The sequence below is a fragment of the Stenotrophomonas sp. SAU14A_NAIMI4_5 genome, assembly GCF_003086795.1.
In the GTDB taxonomy this organism is placed as follows: Bacteria; Pseudomonadota; Gammaproteobacteria; order Xanthomonadales; family Xanthomonadaceae; genus Stenotrophomonas.
Window position 1 is genome coordinate 3938034 of sequence record NZ_CP026003.1, and the last position, 16353, is coordinate 3954386.

16 protein-coding genes are annotated in these 16353 nt (G+C 65.3%); 5 read left to right on the forward strand and 11 right to left on the reverse strand.

Annotated elements, in window-relative coordinates:
* Positions 1 to 428: 428 nt before the first annotated feature.
* The 5 genes from C1925_RS18080 to C1925_RS21160 all read right to left on the reverse strand — a co-directional run bounded on the left by C1925_RS18080 (position 429) and on the right by C1925_RS21160 (position 5457).
* Positions 429 to 1163, reverse strand: coding sequence for a LytTR family DNA-binding domain-containing protein (locus C1925_RS18080; RefSeq protein WP_174213518.1), 735 nt, complete (start codon positions 1161 to 1163; stop codon positions 429 to 431).
* A 4-nt stretch (positions 1164 to 1167) separates the two neighbouring features.
* On the reverse strand, positions 1168 to 2211 hold the full coding sequence (locus C1925_RS18085) for a sensor histidine kinase (protein WP_174213519.1): 1044 nt from the start codon (positions 2209 to 2211) through the stop codon (positions 1168 to 1170).
* Positions 2212 to 2214: 3 nt separating this feature from the next.
* Positions 2215 to 2874 (reverse strand): alpha/beta hydrolase, encoded by a 660-nt coding sequence (locus C1925_RS18090; RefSeq protein ID WP_108770101.1) that lies wholly within the window; start codon positions 2872 to 2874, stop codon positions 2215 to 2217.
* 50 nt (positions 2875 to 2924) lie between these two features.
* Positions 2925 to 4853 carry a glucans biosynthesis glucosyltransferase MdoH gene (mdoH, locus tag C1925_RS18095; RefSeq protein WP_108770102.1) on the reverse strand — a complete coding sequence of 643 codons (1929 nt, stop codon included), beginning with the start codon at positions 4851 to 4853 and terminating at the stop codon, positions 2925 to 2927.
* A gap of 439 nt (positions 4854 to 5292) precedes the next feature.
* Positions 5293 to 5457: a hypothetical protein gene (locus C1925_RS21160; protein ID WP_174213520.1), complete on the reverse strand. Its 165-nt coding sequence runs from the start codon at positions 5455 to 5457 to the stop codon at positions 5293 to 5295.
* Positions 5458 to 5675: 218 nt separating this feature from the next.
* Here C1925_RS21160 and C1925_RS18105 point away from each other — a divergent pair, with 218 nt between their 5' ends.
* A complete protein-coding gene (locus tag C1925_RS18105) occupies positions 5676 to 6062 on the forward strand; it encodes a DUF2628 domain-containing protein (RefSeq protein ID WP_108770103.1) in 387 nt (128 codons plus the stop codon).
* An 80-nt stretch (positions 6063 to 6142) separates the two neighbouring features.
* Here C1925_RS18105 and C1925_RS21480 read toward each other — a convergent pair whose 3' ends face one another.
* Both C1925_RS21480 and C1925_RS18115 read right to left on the reverse strand, forming a co-directional pair.
* Positions 6143 to 8677: a methyl-accepting chemotaxis protein gene (locus tag C1925_RS21480; protein WP_108770104.1), complete on the reverse strand. Its 2535-nt coding sequence runs from the start codon at positions 8675 to 8677 to the stop codon at positions 6143 to 6145.
* Positions 8678 to 8977: 300 nt separating this feature from the next.
* The gene (locus C1925_RS18115) at positions 8978 to 9856 is read right to left on the reverse strand and encodes an NAD(P)-dependent oxidoreductase (RefSeq protein WP_108770105.1); all 879 of its coding nucleotides are present in this window, start codon (positions 9854 to 9856) and stop codon (positions 8978 to 8980) included.
* A 233-nt stretch (positions 9857 to 10089) separates the two neighbouring features.
* Here C1925_RS18115 and C1925_RS18120 point away from each other — a divergent pair, with 233 nt between their 5' ends.
* Entirely contained in the window at positions 10090 to 10404 is a 315-nt protein-coding gene (locus C1925_RS18120) for a KGG domain-containing protein (protein WP_108770106.1), read from the forward strand.
* 90 nt (positions 10405 to 10494) lie between these two features.
* Here the strand turns inward: C1925_RS18120 and C1925_RS18125 are convergent, their stop codons facing one another.
* Positions 10495 to 10947, reverse strand: a complete 453-nt coding sequence (locus C1925_RS18125) for a PA2169 family four-helix-bundle protein (protein WP_108770107.1) — start codon at positions 10945 to 10947, stop codon at positions 10495 to 10497.
* A 191-nt stretch (positions 10948 to 11138) separates the two neighbouring features.
* Positions 11139 to 11465 carry a hypothetical protein gene (locus tag C1925_RS18130; protein ID WP_108770108.1) on the reverse strand — a complete coding sequence of 109 codons (327 nt, stop codon included), beginning with the start codon at positions 11463 to 11465 and terminating at the stop codon, positions 11139 to 11141.
* Positions 11466 to 11616: 151 nt separating this feature from the next.
* Between C1925_RS18130 and C1925_RS18135 the strand changes: the two genes are divergently transcribed.
* The gene (locus C1925_RS18135) at positions 11617 to 12258 is read left to right on the forward strand and encodes a glutathione S-transferase family protein (RefSeq protein WP_108770109.1); all 642 of its coding nucleotides are present in this window, start codon (positions 11617 to 11619) and stop codon (positions 12256 to 12258) included.
* 21 nt (positions 12259 to 12279) lie between these two features.
* Here C1925_RS18135 and C1925_RS18140 read toward each other — a convergent pair whose 3' ends face one another.
* Positions 12280 to 13266, reverse strand: a complete 987-nt coding sequence (locus tag C1925_RS18140; protein WP_108770110.1) for a glycoside hydrolase family 43 protein — start codon at positions 13264 to 13266, stop codon at positions 12280 to 12282.
* 101 nt (positions 13267 to 13367) lie between these two features.
* Complete coding sequence (locus C1925_RS18145; protein ID WP_108770111.1) at positions 13368 to 13787, reverse strand: H-NS histone family protein; 420 nt, start codon at positions 13785 to 13787, stop codon at positions 13368 to 13370.
* 730 nt (positions 13788 to 14517) lie between these two features.
* Between C1925_RS18145 and C1925_RS18150 the strand changes: the two genes are divergently transcribed.
* Complete coding sequence (locus C1925_RS18150; RefSeq protein WP_108770112.1) at positions 14518 to 14829, forward strand: hypothetical protein; 312 nt, start codon at positions 14518 to 14520, stop codon at positions 14827 to 14829.
* Between the two features lie 946 nt (positions 14830 to 15775).
* Entirely contained in the window at positions 15776 to 16243 is a 468-nt protein-coding gene (locus C1925_RS21040) for a hypothetical protein (protein ID WP_159097561.1), read from the forward strand.
* The last annotated feature ends 110 nt before the right edge of the window (positions 16244 to 16353 follow it).

Consider the following 16353-nt stretch of genomic DNA (forward strand, 5'->3'; position numbering starts at 1 on the left):
TGCCTCGGGCCCATGCGGCTCACGCCCCTGCGCAACCCACCCACCCGGCCTCTGACAGTTTCCGTGCGCGCCAGCCACGGAAGATCAAAAGAAAAAATCAAAAGCCGATTGCTTCCGGGGTCAGATCCCTTTTCCGCAGGAAAAGGGATCTGACCCCTCTTTCCCCACCCGATAACAACAATGCTCTGCTCTTGCCGTCCGACGCAGGGAGAACGAGAGGGTTGGGCCGGGGTGGGGTGGCGGGACCGTTGGCGCCATGGATGGCGCCATCGAGCCCCCATGGATGGGTTTACGGCGTGTCCCGCCACCCCACCCCGGCCCGACCCAGCACGTAACAACAACGAGCCGACCAACCGCCGTTGCTGTAGCTGTTGATGTTGCTTCAGACGTTGTTCGCAAGCAGTCGCGGCCGCAGGCCGCGCGGAATCTCACAGATGCCGCAGTTCCTGCTTCAGCGTCGCCACGCACCGCCGGCTCACTTCCAGCGGTTGCTTGCCATGCCGCAGCACCGCCTGCACCTGCCCGCCGACGCCGCGCCGCAGCTCCACCAGTTCATGGCGGGCCACCAGGCAGTTGCGGTGGATGCGCACGAAGCGGCTGGCGAATTCCTCTTCCAGCGACTTCAGCGATTCCTCGATCAGGTCTTCGCCACGTGCGTGGTGCACCACCACGTACTTCTCTTCGGCCTGCAGGTAATGAATGTCGTCCAGCGGAATCAAGCGCAGGCTGCCGCGCAGGCGCGCGCACAGCATGCTGCGGGCCTGGCCGCCGCTGTGCTCGGGCTGACCATCCCGACCGGCCAGGAACGTGCGCGCGCGCGCGATGGCCGCGGCCAGACGCTCGGCACGTACCGGCTTCATCAGGTAATCGATCGCTGCCGCCTCGAACGCCGACAGCGCGTGCGCATCGTAGGCGGTGCAGAACACCACCGCCGGCCGCGGTTCGAAACTGGCCAGGTGGCGCGCGGCTTCCAGGCCATCCAGCCCGGGCATGGCAATGTCCAGCAGCACCAGGTCCGGCTGCAGTTCCGCGCACGCGTGCAGGGCCTGCTCGCCGTTGCCGGCCTCAGCCACCACGTCGATGCCCTCCTGCGCCGCCAACAGGCTGCGCAGGCGCTCGCGGGCCAGCGGTTCGTCATCGGCGATGACTACCCTCACGCTCATTCCCTCACTGGATCGGCACTGTCACCTGGCAGGAATAGTAGCCTTCGCTCCAGCCGGCCGTCATCCGCGCGGCACGACCGAAGCGCCACGCCAGCCGATGCCCGATGCTGTGCTGCGCGTGGCCCGCGCCCCGTGCCAGTGCCAGACCCGGGGCCTGCGGATCCGGCGCCGGATTGCGAACTGTGATCTGCAGCTCATTGTTCCTGCAGGCCAGCAGCAACTCGATGGTGCCGCCCTCGGGCAGGCGCGAAATGCCATGCAGCACCGCGTTTTCCACCAGCGGCTGCAACACCAGGCGCGGCAGCGCCAGATCCCAGGGCAACGGTTCCTCGCGCTGCCAGTGCACCTGCAGGCGTTCGCCCAGGCGCAGCGATTCAATCGACAGGTAGCGCTCGGCCAGCTCGCACTCGGCCTGCAGGGTGGAATCGCCTTCGCCGGCACCCAGCGCGGCGCGGAACAGATCGGACAGGTCCAGCACCGCGCGTTCGGCCACGGCCGGGTCGCGGTGCAGCAGGCTGGCGATCAGGTTCATGCTGTTGAACAGGAAATGCGGCCGGATGCGCGCCTGCAGTGCGTCGGCCTGGGCGCGCGCGTTGGCCTGCACCTGCGCGGTCCAGCGGTCACTCACATAGAAGTAGCGCAGCGCCAGCGCGGTGATCAGCGCCGTGGTCGCGGCACTGCCGAGGGTGAAGCGCCAGAAGCTGATGCCGCGGGTGAAGTTGTCACCCAGCACCGCGTACAGGGCGTGGACGACGCCGGCGCACGCCACGGCGATCAGCGCCGACAAGGCGATGGCCAGCAGCGCGCCCAGCACCTCGGGCAGGGTCGACAGTGCCCGCCGCAGCAGGCACAGGCAGGCGCTGACCGCCAGCGAAAGCCACAACGCGAAACCACTGGCCGAGGCCAGCTCGCCCAGTGTCCAGTGGCGGCTGCCATCGGGCGCCAGGGCCAGCACCACCACCACCAGTTCGGCCAGGCCCAGCATCGCCAGCACGCGCGGCAGGCGGCACAGTTCCGGCATCCACGGCGGGCTGGCGCTGGCCGCCATGGCTCAGGCCACGCCCAGCCGTTCCTGCAGCCAGTCGCCCAGTGCCTGGATCTCTTCGGCACAGACCTGGTGCGCCATCGGGTGACGCTGCCACTGCAGCGACAGGCCCAGCGTGCGCAGCACCTGCGCGCTGTGCTCGGCCACCGCCAGCGGAATCACCGGATCGCCACTGCCGTGGGCCATGAACACCGGCACGTCGACGGCACCGTCAACGCGGCGGGCCGCTTCGGCATCGGGCAGGTAGGTCGACAGTGCGATCAGGCCGGCCAGCGGCGCGGTGCGTTCCAGTGCGGCACTGAGGATGACCGCGCCGCCCTGCGAGAAGCCGGCCAGGAAGATGTGGTCGGCGGCAACGCCACGCTCGATCTCGCGGGCGATCAGCGCATCCAGCTGGGCCACCGATTCACGCACCCCGGCCATGTCGGCACGCGAGCGGAAATCCATGCCGACGATGTCGTACCAGCCGCGCATCGGCACGCCGTTGTTGATCGTGATCGGCCGCACCGGTGCATGCGGGAAGACGAAGCGCAGCGCCGGCCAGTGCGGACGCACCAGCTCGGGCACGATCGGTGCGAAATCATGGCCATCGGCCCCCAGGCCATGCAGCCAGATCACCGACCACTGCGGCGAGGCGCCGGTTTCCTGTTCCACCGTTTGCAGCATGATGCGGCTCCTTCAAGTTCGAGCCGCATTATGCCGCCGCCATGGGCCGATCAGTACAGCGGCGGCTGCTCGGCGGCTTCGCGGCGCAGTTCGGCGGCACGCACCAGGACGGGCGGCGGCGTGTTTTCCTCGGGGATGTCCAGCAGCCCCCAGCGGTGCAGGAAGCCACCGGGCCCGCGCGAAGAGGTCAGCGCCACCACCGGAATGGCCAGCACCATGCCGATCACCACCGGCGCCATCCACACCGCCAACGAGGGCGATACCGCCCAGGCCAGCATGCCCATGAAGGCACCGAACACGCCCAGCCCACCGTAGCCGCGGATCAGCGCCATCCAGGAAATGCCACCGTCGTCGCGCTGCTGCGCGTCCCAGCCCGAATCGCGGCCGGACAGCACTTCGGCCACGCCGCGCGACTGCACGTACATCACCACGGGCGCCATCAGCGCCGCCAGCACGGTTTCCACCAGCATCGACACGAACGCGCGGAAGGCGCCACCGCAGCCACGGCGGTCCACCGGGTCCAGCAGCATGGCCAGGTAACCCAGCACCTTGGGCAGCAGCAGCACGGCCATGGTCGCGCCGAACAGGCGCACCACCTGCTCCTCGTCCTGCGCACGCCAGTAGACGCTGGGCGACAGGTGCAGCAGTGCGTTGAAATCGATGCCTTCCTGGAACAGCGGGATGGCGATGCCGATCAGCATCAACATGCCCCACATCGGCGCGGTGAAGTAGTGGCCGATGCCGATCAGCATGTGCACGCGGCTGATCCAGTGCAGGCCGCGGCTGCCGACCACCTTGCCGTGCTGCAGGTTGCCCTGGCACCAGCGGCGGTCGCGCACCAGCATGTCGGTCAGGGTCGGCGGGCCTTCCTCGTAGCTGCCGCCCAGGTAAGGCACCATGTGCGCGGCCCAGCCGCCCCGGCGCATCAGCGCGGCTTCGACGAAATCGTGGCTGAGCACGTGGCCGCCGAACGGCTTGCGGCCGGGCAGTGCCGGCAGGCCGGCCTGGTCGGCGAAGGCACGGGTGCGGATGATCGCGTTGTGGCCCCAGTAGTTGCTCTCGGCGCCATGCCACCAGGCCACGCCGCGGGCGATGACCGGCCCGTACACGCGGCCACCGAACTGCTGCATGCGGGCAAACAGGGTGCGCCCACCGATCACCGACGGCAGGGTCTGGATCAGGCCGACGTCGGCGTTGTGTTCCATGCCCGCCACCAGGCGCACGATGCTGTCGCCGGTCATCAGGCTGTCGGCGTCGAGGATCAGCATCTGCGGGTAGGCGCCGCCGAAACGGCGCACCCAGTCGGCGATGTTGCCGGCCTTGCGCGCACCGTTGTCGCTGCGGCGGCGGTAGAACAGGCGCACCCGGCCATCGGGCACCAGTTCGCGCAGCTCGTTGAAGACCAGCTCCTCGGCGCGGGCGATGTCCTCGCGGCGGGTGTCGCTGAGCACGAAGAAATCGAAGCGTTCCAGCTGCCCGGTGGCGGCCACCGATTCATAGATCGCGCGCAGGCCGGCCAGCAGCCGTCGCGGGTCTTCGTTGTAGGTGGGCATCAGCAGCGCGGTGCGGCTGTGCACGATCGGCAGCGGCTTGTCCGGGTCGATGCCCAGGCGGTAACCGCGGTCGAACACGGCGGTGAGGAAACCGGCCACGGCACTGGCGAAGGACAGCGCGATCCAGGCGAACAGGCCGACGAACAGCACCAGCAGGCAGGCCTCGAGCACGCTGATGCCGTTGGTGGACAGCACCCGCCACATCATCCGCGTGGCCACGGCGGTCATCGCCGCGGTACCACCGAAGAGGTACAGGCGGCGCAGCTTGATCATGCGCGGCGAGGTGCGGTGACGAGGGACCTTGAGCTTGCCTTCGCGCAGGGTCTGCTCGGGCATCTGCAGGGGCGCTTCGGGCGGCAACAGCGCCCAGCCGGCATCCAGCTCGGGGTTGCCCGGGCCGGCGTGGGAGGTGGTTTGAGCTTCCATCGCGTCTACTCCGCCCAGGCAGCGTGGCTGGCCATCCTGGCCAGGCGGCGTGCACCAGGGTTCCCCGCGCGCATTCCCGGCGCTTGCACTTGTCCTGCCTGCGACGGCGTCACGCCGCGCAGTAGATGTCTGTCACTACCGGAACCCACACGATCTCCAACGGGGCGGAATCGAAAATGCGGCCCAGCATAAGAGGGGAAATGTAAGGTGAGCGCGAAGGTTTACGCCGGGGATTTCCCCCATTCAGCAAATAGCGGGCGATGCCGGGCTCGAGCATGCCGCGCACACGCAGGCGTGGCGGGAACTGGATCGAGCAAAATGATAATGATTCCCAACCACGGAATCAGCCGTCCCGGTAGCCGCCAACCTTGGTTGGCGCTCTACATCCGGCGCAGAAGCGTGCCAACCCAGGTTGGCAGCTGCCAGCGCTCAGGTCGTCTCAGGTCGTCTCAGGTGTCGCGGGATCGCGGTTCGCGGCCGCGCGCGCGCGGTCGATCGCCACCGCCAGTTGCTGGCGGGCGAGTAGTTGTTGCGCCTGCACCACTTCGGGTGTCGGCAGAAGCACCGGTCCGGGTGCGTTTTCCGGTGTAACAGGTGTGGTCATGCAACCTCCAAGGACATCCCGCCAACGCGCCAGGGCCAGGCCCGAGCGGCAGCGGAACTGCGCACCCTATCCTAAAAACAAGGCGGGTGGGTGACGGTGCGGCGCCGGGATGCAAGCCCCCAACTGGTCAACCGTCACATTTTTGACGGACCACGCTGGTTGGCTGAATGCGACACATTTATCATGAAAACGTTTTCCCACAGGGACGTCTCCCATTCATGAACGCAGTCGACCTCTCGCAGTACAGCCCGAAGTGGCAGTTCCGCTTCAACTTCTTCCAGCAGCACGGCGCGCCCAAGGAACCGGGCTTCAAGCAGGCCTGGAAAGCGCTTTCATTCGGCGACCGGCTGAAGATCAACATCAATTTCTTCGCATTCTTCTTCAACTGGATCTATCTGCTGATCCTGGGCATGTGGCGCAAGGCGCTGGTCGTGGTGGGCATCTACATCGTGCTCATCGCGCTGGCCTTCGTACTGCCGGAAATCGTGGTCCGCGCCCTGTGGATTGCCACCAATTTCCTGGTCGCCTCCAGCGCCAACTACGGCTACTTCCAGAACAAAGTGAAGGGCAGCACCAGCTGGAACCCCTTCGAAGGCATGTTCTAAGCCGCTGCCAACGCCGGGCCCCCGCCCGGCAGGCCGCACTGACGGCGCCCGGCTCCGGCCGGGCGTCGTCGTCTGCGACATCAGGCCGCGCGCAGCTTCGCCGCCGCCGGCGCATCAGCCTGCAGGCGGAAGCGTGATACCGCCACCGCCAGCTGCTCGGCCTGGTCTTCCATCGCCCGTGCGGCCGCCGTGGCTTCTTCCACCAGTGCCGCGTTCTGCTGGGTGGTCTCGTCCATCTGCACCACGGTCTGGTTGACCTGCTCGATGCCCGCCGACTGTTCGCGCGAGGCCGCCGAGATCTCGGCCATGATGTCGTTCACCCGGCCGACCTGGCCGACAATCTCCTGCATCGTGCGGCCTGCACCGTGCACCAGCTGCGCACCGGCGCCGACCTGGGCCACCGAGGCATCGATCAGGCCCTTGATCTCCTTGGCCGCCCCCGCCGAGCGCTGCGCCAGCGCGCGCACTTCGCTGGCCACCACGGCGAAGCCACGGCCCTGCTCGCCGGCACGCGCGGCTTCCACCGCAGCGTTCAGCGCCAGGATGTTGGTCTGGAACGCGATGCCATCGATCACCGAGATGATCTCGGCAATGCGCTGCGAGGAATTCTCGATCTGCTCCATGGTCTGCACCACCTGGCCGACCACCTGCCCGCCTTCGCTGGCCACACCGGCCGCCGATGCCGCCAGGCTGTTGGCCTGCTGCGCATGCTCGGCGTTCTGGCGCACGGTGGAGGTCAGTTCCTCCATCGATGCCGCCGTCTCTTCCAGGTTGGCCGCCTGCTGTTCGGTGCGGCGCGACAGGTCGCTGTTGCCCGAGGCGATCTCGCCGGCCGCCAGGCGGATGCTTGCCGCCGACTGCTGGATCTGGCCGACGATCTGGGTCAGCTGCTGCACCGTGCTGTTGGCATCGTCGCGCATCACCGCGAACACGCCGTGGAAATCTCCGTGCATGCGCGTGCTGAGGTCACCTGCAGCAATCGCGCGCAGCAGCGTGGAGAGCGCGGCGAGGTTGTGGTCGCTCACCTGCATCATGGTGTTGAGCGTTTCGACCATGCGGCGGAAGTCGTGCTCGAAGCGCTCCGCATCGCCGCGCACCGCGAAGTCACCCGCGGCCGCCGCGGCGGCCAGCTGCTGGATCTCCTCGTTGATCGCCCCCAGGTTGGCCTTGGTGGTGGCCATGGCCGCGGTGAACACCGCCTTCTCGCCCGGCAGGGCTTCCATGTCCACGCTGAGGTCGCCCACCGCGTAGTGCTGCATTACCTCCACCAGGCGCTGGGTGACCGCGTTGCTCGACGCCACCAGCTGGTTGCTGTCGGCCACCATGCGGCCGTACTCGCCCGGGAAGGCGCTGGCATCCATGCGGTAGCTGATCTGGCCTTCGTCATGGCGCTGCGCCATTTCGGCCTGCGCCGCCATCACCGCCTGCAGCGTGCCGCGCATGCCCTGCATCGCCTCCAGCAGGCGACCCACTTCATCGTTGCCGCGCGGCGGCAGTGCGGTATCCAGCTTGCCGGCCGCCACGTCGCTGGCGATGCGCACGGCCTGCGCCAGCGGACGGATGGCCAGGCCACGCAGCAGCACATAGACGCCGGCGCTGAGGGTGAGCGCGGCAATCACGCCGACCAGCAGGGTCAGCCACAGCAGCTGCCGGGCTTCGGCGACGATCACCGCGTGCGGCACCACCACGCCCAGCGCGAAGTGCTGCGGGGCATCGCCGACCTGCATCGGCACGTACAGGCGCACGTTGCCTTCGGCATCCGGCTCGAACGCCTCGAAAGTCTTGCCCTCGGCAATCTGCGCCAGCATCTGCTGGGTGGCCGCATCGGTACGCGGCTTGCCGATCTCGGCGGCATTGGCCGCCGCCAGCACCACGCCCTTGGGCGAAAGCAGCTCCACCCGGCCGGCCCCCATCGGGGTCAGCGTGGCCAGGTGCTTCTGCAGTGCTGCGAGCGAGAAGTCGACGGTGAATACGCCGAGGAAGGTGCCGTTCTCCACGATCGGCGTGCTCAGCGTGCTCATCAGCACCTGCTGGCCGCCGATGGCGTAGGCATACGGCTCGCTGACCTTGGGCAGCTTGTCGCGGCTCGGGCCCATGTACCAGTCACCGGAGCCATCCGGCAGGTCGGTGTAGGCGGTCATCGGCGACTGCTGGGGCTTGCCGCCCTCCCAGGCCCAGTAGCTCATGAAGCGACCGGTGGCATCGTGCGCTTCGGTATTCACGAAGTCTGCATCCTTGCCGTCGAAAGCGTTCGCTTCCCACATGGTGCTCTTGCCCACCCATTCCGGGTGCGCCTGCAGCTGCTGGCCAACGACTGCGGCCAGTGCGGCGCGGTCCGGGGCATCGCCGCGGGCACGCTGGGCCAGCACGGTTTCCACCATCGCATCGTTGCTGGCGAAGGCCGTGCCCAGATCGGCAGACACCTTGCGCGCTTCAGCGACGGCTTCACTGGCCATGGTCTGGCGCGAGGCATTGACCAGGCTGGCACTGGCCTGGCGGTAGATGAGGAAAGCGGTGATGCCGAAGCAGAGCAGCGCGATCGAAGCAGTGCCCAGCATCAGCTTGTGGGCGATGCTGCCCGGGCGACGGGCAGCGGCAGAGCGGGAAGAAGGCATGGACAGGTCCGCAGGCAATTCAGGACAACCGGCACCACGACGGCACCGCGCAGGTGCGCGATCCCTCGCGCCGCCGCCTGCCAGCTGCGGATCGAAACCCACGCTGGCAAGGCACGCACCGGGTTAGCGGCCGCAGGCGGGCCGGATTGAGAAAAACCGCCTGCTCGAACCTGAACGCGCTCAGCCGTAGAGTCGAGCTTGCTCGATGTTCCGGCGCGTAGAGTCGAGCTTGCTCGATGTTCCGGCGCGTAGAGTCGAGCTTGCTCGACTGATCCACAGTGCAGTCGAGCAAGCTCGACTCTACAAAAGCGGCAGCATGCGCGGCAGTACTTCAATGCTGCCTGCGGCGTACTGCTGCAGCACGCCCTCCGGGCCGAAACGCGGTTGCCAGCCCAGCGCCTGGCGCAGCCGGCTGCTGTCGTAGACACGGTCGATGCTGAGCGGCAGCGGCCAGCCGCGGCGGTCGAACTCGGCCAGCAGCTGCGGTACCCGCCGGGCCAGCACCTGGCGCGGGTTGGCGGCCAGCTCCAGGCAGTCACTGCGCTGGAATGGACTGGCGGCGCAGGCGATGTAGCGCTGGAACGGCCCACCCTCATCCACCAGCAGCGCCGCGTGGGCAGTGGCCACGTCGCGCGCGTCGATGCCACGGTGCAGGCGGAACATGGCCATGCGCTCGGGTGGCTCGGGGAAGCAGCGCGCCATGCGCAGCACGCGCACCTCGAAGCCCTGCCCCGCCGCCTGCTCGGCCAGTGCTTCGGCCTGCAGTTTGGTGCGGTGGTAGATGGTGCGTGGCAGCGGTTCGGTCGTTTCGTCGATCCAGCGGCAGCCACCGGCCACTACCGCATGGCCGTACAGTGCCGTGGTGCTGGTCAGCACGAAGCGGCGCGCGCCGGCCTGCCGGGCCAGCTGCAGCAGCTGGCCGGTGGCGTCGACGTTGATCTGCTCGAACACCGGATCAGGCACCAGGCCGACGTGTGGCGCGTGCAGGGCTGCGGTGTGGATCACCGCGTCCACACCCCGCACGGCGCGCTCCAGCGCCTGGCGGTCGGTGACATCGGCAATGATGCGGGTGGTGTTGAAGGGCATGCGGTCCAACCCCACCACGTCGTGCTCGGCGGCCAGCGCACCGAAGATCGCGCGCCCGATCCGCCCGGAACTTCCGGTCAACAGGATCTTCATTGAATCCATTCGCTCGACAGCGCCCGGGAGCTACCGGGATCCCTCGATTCTAGGCGCGTGCACGGGCGCGGCAACAGCCTGTGCACCTGCGTTAGGCGATAGCGAAGCGTCAAGCGCGTGCATGGCCGGCGTGAAAGCGGCGCCGCGAACATGCACCTGCCATTACCGTGGGCTGTGCAGCATGGGACCGGTCGTCGAAGCTGGCGGCGTCCCTTCCGCACAGGAGACACAGCATGGCCAACGCACCCCACGGCACACAGAATCGCGGCTTCGCCTCGATGGATGAAGACAAGCAGCGCGCCATCGCCGCCAAGGGCGGCCGCGCGGCCCATGCATCGGGCAACGCGCATGAATTCAATTCCGCCGAAGCACGCGTCGCCGGCCGCAAGGGCGGCGAAGCGATCAGCCGTAACCGCCAGCACATGGCGGCGATCGGCCGCGAGGGCGGGCATGCGCGGCATGCCAATGCGCAGCGCCAGCAGCAACAGATGCAGGAAGAACCGAAGGCACCGGCTGCACCGGCGTCGCCGTATCCACAGCAGGGCTGATACCCAGCAGTGCTCCGTGAGACGAAATGCAAAGGGCCCCGTCGATGACGGGGCCCTGCTTTGCAGTAATTGCTCAGCCGAAGCCGAGGATCAGGCTGCCTTCATCGCATGCTTGCGGTCGCGCATCACGCGGTGGCAGTCCTGCACTTCCGGCAGCCACGCGGTCACTTCCTGGCGCACGGCCGGCGGCAGCTCGTTGTCGTTCAGCACGTCCTTGAACGCGGCCAGCAGGCGGTCTTCGGACTCTTCCAGCTCGGCCACGTAGCCATAGTTGGTGTCACCGAACGCGGCGCGCACCTTGCCGTAGAACTGCTGCATCGAGCCGACCATGGTGCCGTGCTCGGCCGGCTTGCCGCCGGTGGCGACGACGGCGCTGCTCAGCGAAGAAACGATGCGCGCCTTGACGCCGGCGATGCGCACGAACAGCGCGGACAGCTCGGTGTCCTTCACCTTGGTGGCGGCTTCTTCGTAGAACGACTTGCCGTCGCGGGCGATCTCGATCAGGTCGTTGAGGCGATGTTCGATGGTGGACTGGGTGCTCATGGTGTTTCTCCTTGATCGGGTCTGCGGGATGAGGGCAGCGGTGTGTCCGTTGCCTGCAGGACCAGAGTGGAGCAATGCATGTGCGGTGCGGGTGAGCGGGGTTTTATCCAGAAATCACGGGCTCGAACGGCAACTGACTGCTCACACTCTCTTGCGTGTGATTCACGCGGCGAGAACGATCCCGCACATTCTCATCTCTCAGGCAGGGCGCCATGCGCTGACGCGAATTTCGACAGCGAAGACGACTCGACCGGAAGATCGTTTGCCAGGCACCATTCCACGAAATCGACCAGCGGCACCGTCACCCGGACCGCTCCGATCCCGCTCGCTCTGGTGAGCCACAGATGGCGCTCGATATCCTTTTCCCACTCGGCAAACGTATCGTGCCAGTCTCGTTCAGGCAGGAGCGCCTTGAAGCTGGCGTACTCCTCCTCCCGAAACCACGCGAACGCAAGATACGACGCGCTATCCTCGCGGGGAGGAGGAAGCGGCACGAGGGCGGGCCGACGATGTTTCATGGTTCCATGACCTCAGTGGAGCGTTTCTGAAGTATCCGCCAGCAGCACCGGTTTCGGTCAAGGGTCAGACAATCGCAGGAAGATGTCGATTCCCTCCCCCGTCATTCGTCGGAGCAGGAAAGGCAGGCATGTCGCCTGCAGGAGCACCGCCATGCATCCGATCCTCACCGCCTTCGCCACCTCCCCCGACCGCGGCCAGGGCCTGGCCCGCGACATGCGCGTGCGCTGGGCGCTGGAGGAACTGGGCATCCCCTACGACGTGCAGCTGCTGACCTTTGACGAGATGAAGGAACCCGCCCACCGCGCGCGCCATCCGTTCGGGCAGATTCCCACCTGGCAGGACGGCGACCTGCAGCTGTTTGAATCCGGCGCGATCATCCTGCACCTGGCCGAACAGCGTCCAGGCCTGCTGCCTGCCGATGCAGAGGGCCGCATGCGCGCGATCGTGTGGATGTTCGCCGCGCTGAACACGGTGGAGCCGCCGATTGTCGAGCGTTCTATGGCCTGGGTGCTGGAGCGCGAACAGCCCTGGTACGCGCAGCGGCTGGTGATGCTGGACGAGCGCGTGCGGCGGCGGCTGCAGGAACTGTCGACGCGGCTGGGCGACGGCCCGTGGCTGGACGGCGCGTTCAGTGCCGGCGATCTGCTGATGGTGTCGGTGCTGCTGCGCTTGAAGAGCAGCGGCATCGTCGATGAGTTCCCGTTGCTGGCTGCCTACGTGGCGCGCGCGACGGCGCAGCCGGCGTACCAGCGCGCGTTTGCTGCGCAGCTGGCGGTGTTCGAGAACGCCTGATTCCCTGCCGATCCGCCCGCCTCAGCGCAGCGGATCGGCCGCCACGCCCTCATGGGTGATCTTCACCGGCAGGATGAGGCCCTGCGCATCGAACTCCATGCGCTCGATGGCGGTTTCGCGGTGGTCGCGGGCGGTGTCACCGTGCGGACGACGGTGGTAGGCGATGTACCAGCGGTCGGTGCCCGGCACCTGGATGACCGAGTTGTGGCCGGCGCTGGTGGCGATGGCCTCATCCTGCTGCAGTACCGTGCCGACGCGCTTGAACGGGCCGGTGGGCGCATCGGCGATGGCATAGGCCACCTTGTAATCCGGGCCACCCCAGCCGCCTTCGGACCACATGAAGTAATAGCGCCCACCGCGCTTGAACATCAGCGGGCCCTCCACGTATTCCGGCGCCGGCGTGATTTCCTTGAACAGCGAACCATCGGCCAGCGGAAGCACGCCGGTGAAATCATCCTTCAGCCGCACGATGTTCGCGTGTTTCCAGCCGCCGTAGATCATGTACCAGGCGCCATCGTCGTCCTTGAACACGAACTGGTCGATGGGCTGCGCGCCATTATGGAAAGCGCCCACCAGCGGCTTGCCGAGCAGATCCTTGTACGGCCCTTCCGGACGGTCGGCCACGGCCACGCCGATGCCACCCAGCTCGCTATCGGTCTTGATGTCGTTGGCGGCGAAGAAGAAGTAGTACTTGCCCTTGTTTTCCACCACGGACGGCGCCCACATCGCGCGCTTGGCCCAGGGCACGTCCCTGGCGTTCAGAACGTCGGCATGCTTGGTCCAGTGCACCAGATCGGACGACGAGAACGCGTCGAAAGTGATCTGCGCATCGTAATCCGCTGATGTCGTCGGGAATATCCAGTAGCGGTTGGCGAATACCGCCGCTTCCGGGTCGGCATACCAACCCTTCAGGATCGGATTACCCGAGGTGGCCGGCGGCGCGGCCTGCGCGCCCGCTGCCAGTGCCGCTGCCATGCAGGCGGCCATCATCCACTTGCCCAACGCCATGCCGTGCGCTCCCGTGCTGGATAGATGGGAGCATATTAGATCGATTCAGGTGCGGAATGCGCGTGCCGCCCCACCCCATGCGCGGGAGTGGGACGCAGGCCTCAGGCTTTCTTGATGACGGTGCGCTTGCCGATGCTGCTGGTCTTGCCGGCGGTGGGCTTGGCCAGGCCCGGAATCAGGAAATCGGTGGCCTTGTGGCCCATCGACACCTTGTGTGCCAGCCAACGCGGCATACGGCCACGGCCGGTCCAGGTCAGGCGCTTGTATTCCGGATCGCGATATTTGGCCGCGACCTTGCCGGTTTTACGGCGTGCGGGTTTGCGCGCGGGTGCGGCGGTTTCTGCGGCTTCATCACCGAAGAGTTCTTCGATGGTGTAACCGGCTTCGGCGGCGGCGGCCTTCAGCAGGCGGCGCACGGCGGCGGCCGGGCGGCGGGTGGTGATGAGGGCTTTGCGCTGTTCGGCCGCAGCCACCAGTGCGCCCAGCTCCCGAAGGCTGAGCGATTCGATATCGATAGTCATGCGGAGAAAGGTCTACTGCGGCGGGCTGGGTGTCAAGCTTGCTTTACAGGTAGCAAGAGCAAACCACCCACTCTGCAGAGCCATCAGAACGTGAATCCTCGAGCTACACCGGGCTCCGCTGGCCTCAGCACAGTTCAATCTGATCGGCCCTGCCCGCGGGACCGGCGGCATGGACAGTCACCCCGGCAGGAGCAGGAACACCCAGAGAACGCTCGCGTAAGTAACTCGAGGATGAAAGAGGTGACGCCATAGGTAAAGCAGATCCCGCCACAGAACACGACGAAGCCTAGAACAAGAACAGCCAAAATGATCAGAAAGTCCATGCTATCAACCTATCAGCTTTGGCTGACTCCCAACGTCCACGCCTAAGGGCGTACCGCGGTTCGCTTACTTCTCGACCTGCCCGTAAAGCAATCAGATCCGCTTGAATCGCGCTGTCGCGCTCTCAAGACCTGCATATCCCTTCGAAAACCCTATAGGCGACTGCGGCCCCTAGGCCATGCAGATAGTCAAAAAATCGTGGCGATAACGTCACCATGGCGGAGTGACGGTGAGATCTATTACGCTCAGAAGAAGGCCAAGTGCTGCCTCGACCGTTAAAGAGCGAGCACACTTCATCTTAGTCCACGATGCCTCAGCGATATGTGTAGTGAGCAAATCCACACTCGAGATCGCCGCTGCGACTGAGGGGCTCGTGGTTCAATGTGGGAAATTTCAAAAGAGGACTACCATGCAGATTACGAACCTTACATTTCTTGCCTTCTCCATCAACAGCGCAATTGACACCGGAGATTATGACCACAGCACCGTTGAAATCGTCGGACGGCACATTGAGGCGGGAAGCGTCTTCTCATACCTTCAGAATGAACTGAAGGAGGATCTGGATCTGAGCATCTTCGATGCGGCGACAAAGGCGCAGTTGCTGGTGGAATGGCAGGACCTGCTGAATGCGGTTGATGCGCGACGAAAATTTGGAGTCCGGCGATGCGGCCTCTGTCTGCTTGTGGCCTATCTCGTCGAAGGCATTCAGCGCCGCATGTAGCGCAGAACGAGGCCCACCCTGCATCGCGCGACGAAGCCAACGTTTATTGAGGCCCGGGCCTCAATGGAGTCCCGAGATGAGCAAGTCGGCAACGCACCGGCTGCTCGCAGCGTTTTGGCAGACTTCTTAAGCCCCTCAACGCATCCGAGGTCGACTAGAGCGTACAACTGATTTCCGTGAGAAGAACGGTCACCAAGCGGTCACCAGACAGATCCGGCTTGACGATGGAGGCACTCCGGATGATCCCAAGTGCCTGATTCGATGGTGGGCCCACCAGGATTCGAACCTGGAACCAAGGGATTATGAGGCCCCACATTCAGGCCTGAAAATCAATGACATACGCGTCGCATTTTTTCCAATACAACCCCGTGGAACTCGGGTTGTACCGTGGCTGCGGACGCTATTTTTCCGGAATCTACCGCCCTTCGCCGCCAACACTCCCGTCGATCGACAGGAAGCTGCTGCAGACGCCGGCGGCCAGCGATCCCATCCGAACGGCGGTGGCAGATGCCACTTGGTCAGCCTGTTCCCGCGCAACACTTCCTGATAGGCAGTGATCTTGGCTACATGCGGGCCGGCTTCGTACCTGACTGCACACCTCCCGGCTGCGGTGTGGCCCTGATCGAATCTGCTGCAGGGACGGCATACCATACGAGATCCTCGCCGGTGCCATTCCGAGCTCGCCATTCTGGGCATTGCAGTCTCCGAGACTAAGGAGCCAACAGGCCGCTGCTAACGCTATTTTTAGATGGCGGTCGCAAATCGGAGCAAGCAGGACATTCCGTAGGAATTCCCCTACTCCGGCGCGCCAATCCTGCACCTATACTCCCCCTGCGGACCGCTTCAACCAGGAAGGACGGCTTCCCACGACGCCCACGTAGCTTGGCTTTGCATGATTCGCCAGTTTATCATCATTCAACAGATGACCATCAGAAGGTAATGGATAATGGACTTTCCGAAATATGTGAAATTGAAGATCACACTGGCCACATTGGTTGTATCGGTAGCTTTTGCTGCGCAATCTGCAACTACCCCACCACCAAACGCCACCGGCAAGGCAGCAGCCCAGATGGATGGCATCGATCGAGCCGAAATAGAGAAGATGCTCGCCGTCGAACTTCAGAGAAGTGCAGATCAGATGGCGCTGTTGCCGGGCCAGAAGAAAATATCAATATCTACGACCCTTGCGGTTAATGAGCGACGCCTGCTTATCGACCTAAGCCGGGATGCGGTGCCTGACAAGGCGGGCGCAGCATCAGAAAGGCAGTGTCACGAGTTTGTCACAAACGCCACCACGCTTCTGAATAACATCGTCAGTGTTAACGGATTCACCTGCACGTACGGCGGAAAGGATATTTTTTACTATCATCCAGAGCCCCAAACCCCTGCCCCTGCCCCTAAAAAAAAAAGTTAGCCGCGACTTTGAATCTCGGCAAGACACCCCACCTGCAATAGTCATGGTCTCAGCCGGCCATGGCTATTTCTATAATCCCATAAGTCATAACTGGGAAACCCGCCGCCCTT

What these genes read in the sequence shown, in the direction of transcription:
- C1925_RS18080 (WP_174213518.1), bottom strand. Translation starts at nt 1,163, where the DNA reads ATGAGCGTGAGGGTAGTCATCGCCGATGACGAACCGCTGGCCCGCGAG.
- C1925_RS18085 (WP_174213519.1), bottom strand. Translation starts at nt 2,211, where the DNA reads ATGGCGGCCAGCGCCAGCCCGCCGTGGATGCCGGAACTGTGCCGCCTG.
- C1925_RS18090 (WP_108770101.1), bottom strand. Translation starts at nt 2,874, where the DNA reads ATGCTGCAAACGGTGGAACAGGAAACCGGCGCCTCGCCGCAGTGGTCG.
- mdoH (WP_108770102.1), bottom strand. Translation starts at nt 4,853, where the DNA reads ATGGAAGCTCAAACCACCTCCCACGCCGGCCCGGGCAACCCCGAGCTG.
- C1925_RS21160 (WP_174213520.1), bottom strand. Translation starts at nt 5,457, where the DNA reads ATGACCACACCTGTTACACCGGAAAACGCACCCGGACCGGTGCTTCTG.
- C1925_RS18105 (WP_108770103.1), top strand. Translation starts at nt 5,676, where the DNA reads ATGAACGCAGTCGACCTCTCGCAGTACAGCCCGAAGTGGCAGTTCCGC.
- C1925_RS21480 (WP_108770104.1), bottom strand. Translation starts at nt 8,677, where the DNA reads ATGCCTTCTTCCCGCTCTGCCGCTGCCCGTCGCCCGGGCAGCATCGCC.
- C1925_RS18115 (WP_108770105.1), bottom strand. Translation starts at nt 9,856, where the DNA reads ATGAAGATCCTGTTGACCGGAAGTTCCGGGCGGATCGGGCGCGCGATC.
- C1925_RS18120 (WP_108770106.1), top strand. Translation starts at nt 10,090, where the DNA reads ATGGCCAACGCACCCCACGGCACACAGAATCGCGGCTTCGCCTCGATG.
- C1925_RS18125 (WP_108770107.1), bottom strand. Translation starts at nt 10,947, where the DNA reads ATGAGCACCCAGTCCACCATCGAACATCGCCTCAACGACCTGATCGAG.
- C1925_RS18130 (WP_108770108.1), bottom strand. Translation starts at nt 11,465, where the DNA reads ATGAAACATCGTCGGCCCGCCCTCGTGCCGCTTCCTCCTCCCCGCGAG.
- C1925_RS18135 (WP_108770109.1), top strand. Translation starts at nt 11,617, where the DNA reads ATGCATCCGATCCTCACCGCCTTCGCCACCTCCCCCGACCGCGGCCAG.
- C1925_RS18140 (WP_108770110.1), bottom strand. Translation starts at nt 13,266, where the DNA reads ATGGCGTTGGGCAAGTGGATGATGGCCGCCTGCATGGCAGCGGCACTG.
- C1925_RS18145 (WP_108770111.1), bottom strand. Translation starts at nt 13,787, where the DNA reads ATGACTATCGATATCGAATCGCTCAGCCTTCGGGAGCTGGGCGCACTG.
- C1925_RS18150 (WP_108770112.1), top strand. Translation starts at nt 14,518, where the DNA reads ATGCAGATTACGAACCTTACATTTCTTGCCTTCTCCATCAACAGCGCA.
- C1925_RS21040 (WP_159097561.1), top strand. Translation starts at nt 15,776, where the DNA reads ATGGACTTTCCGAAATATGTGAAATTGAAGATCACACTGGCCACATTG.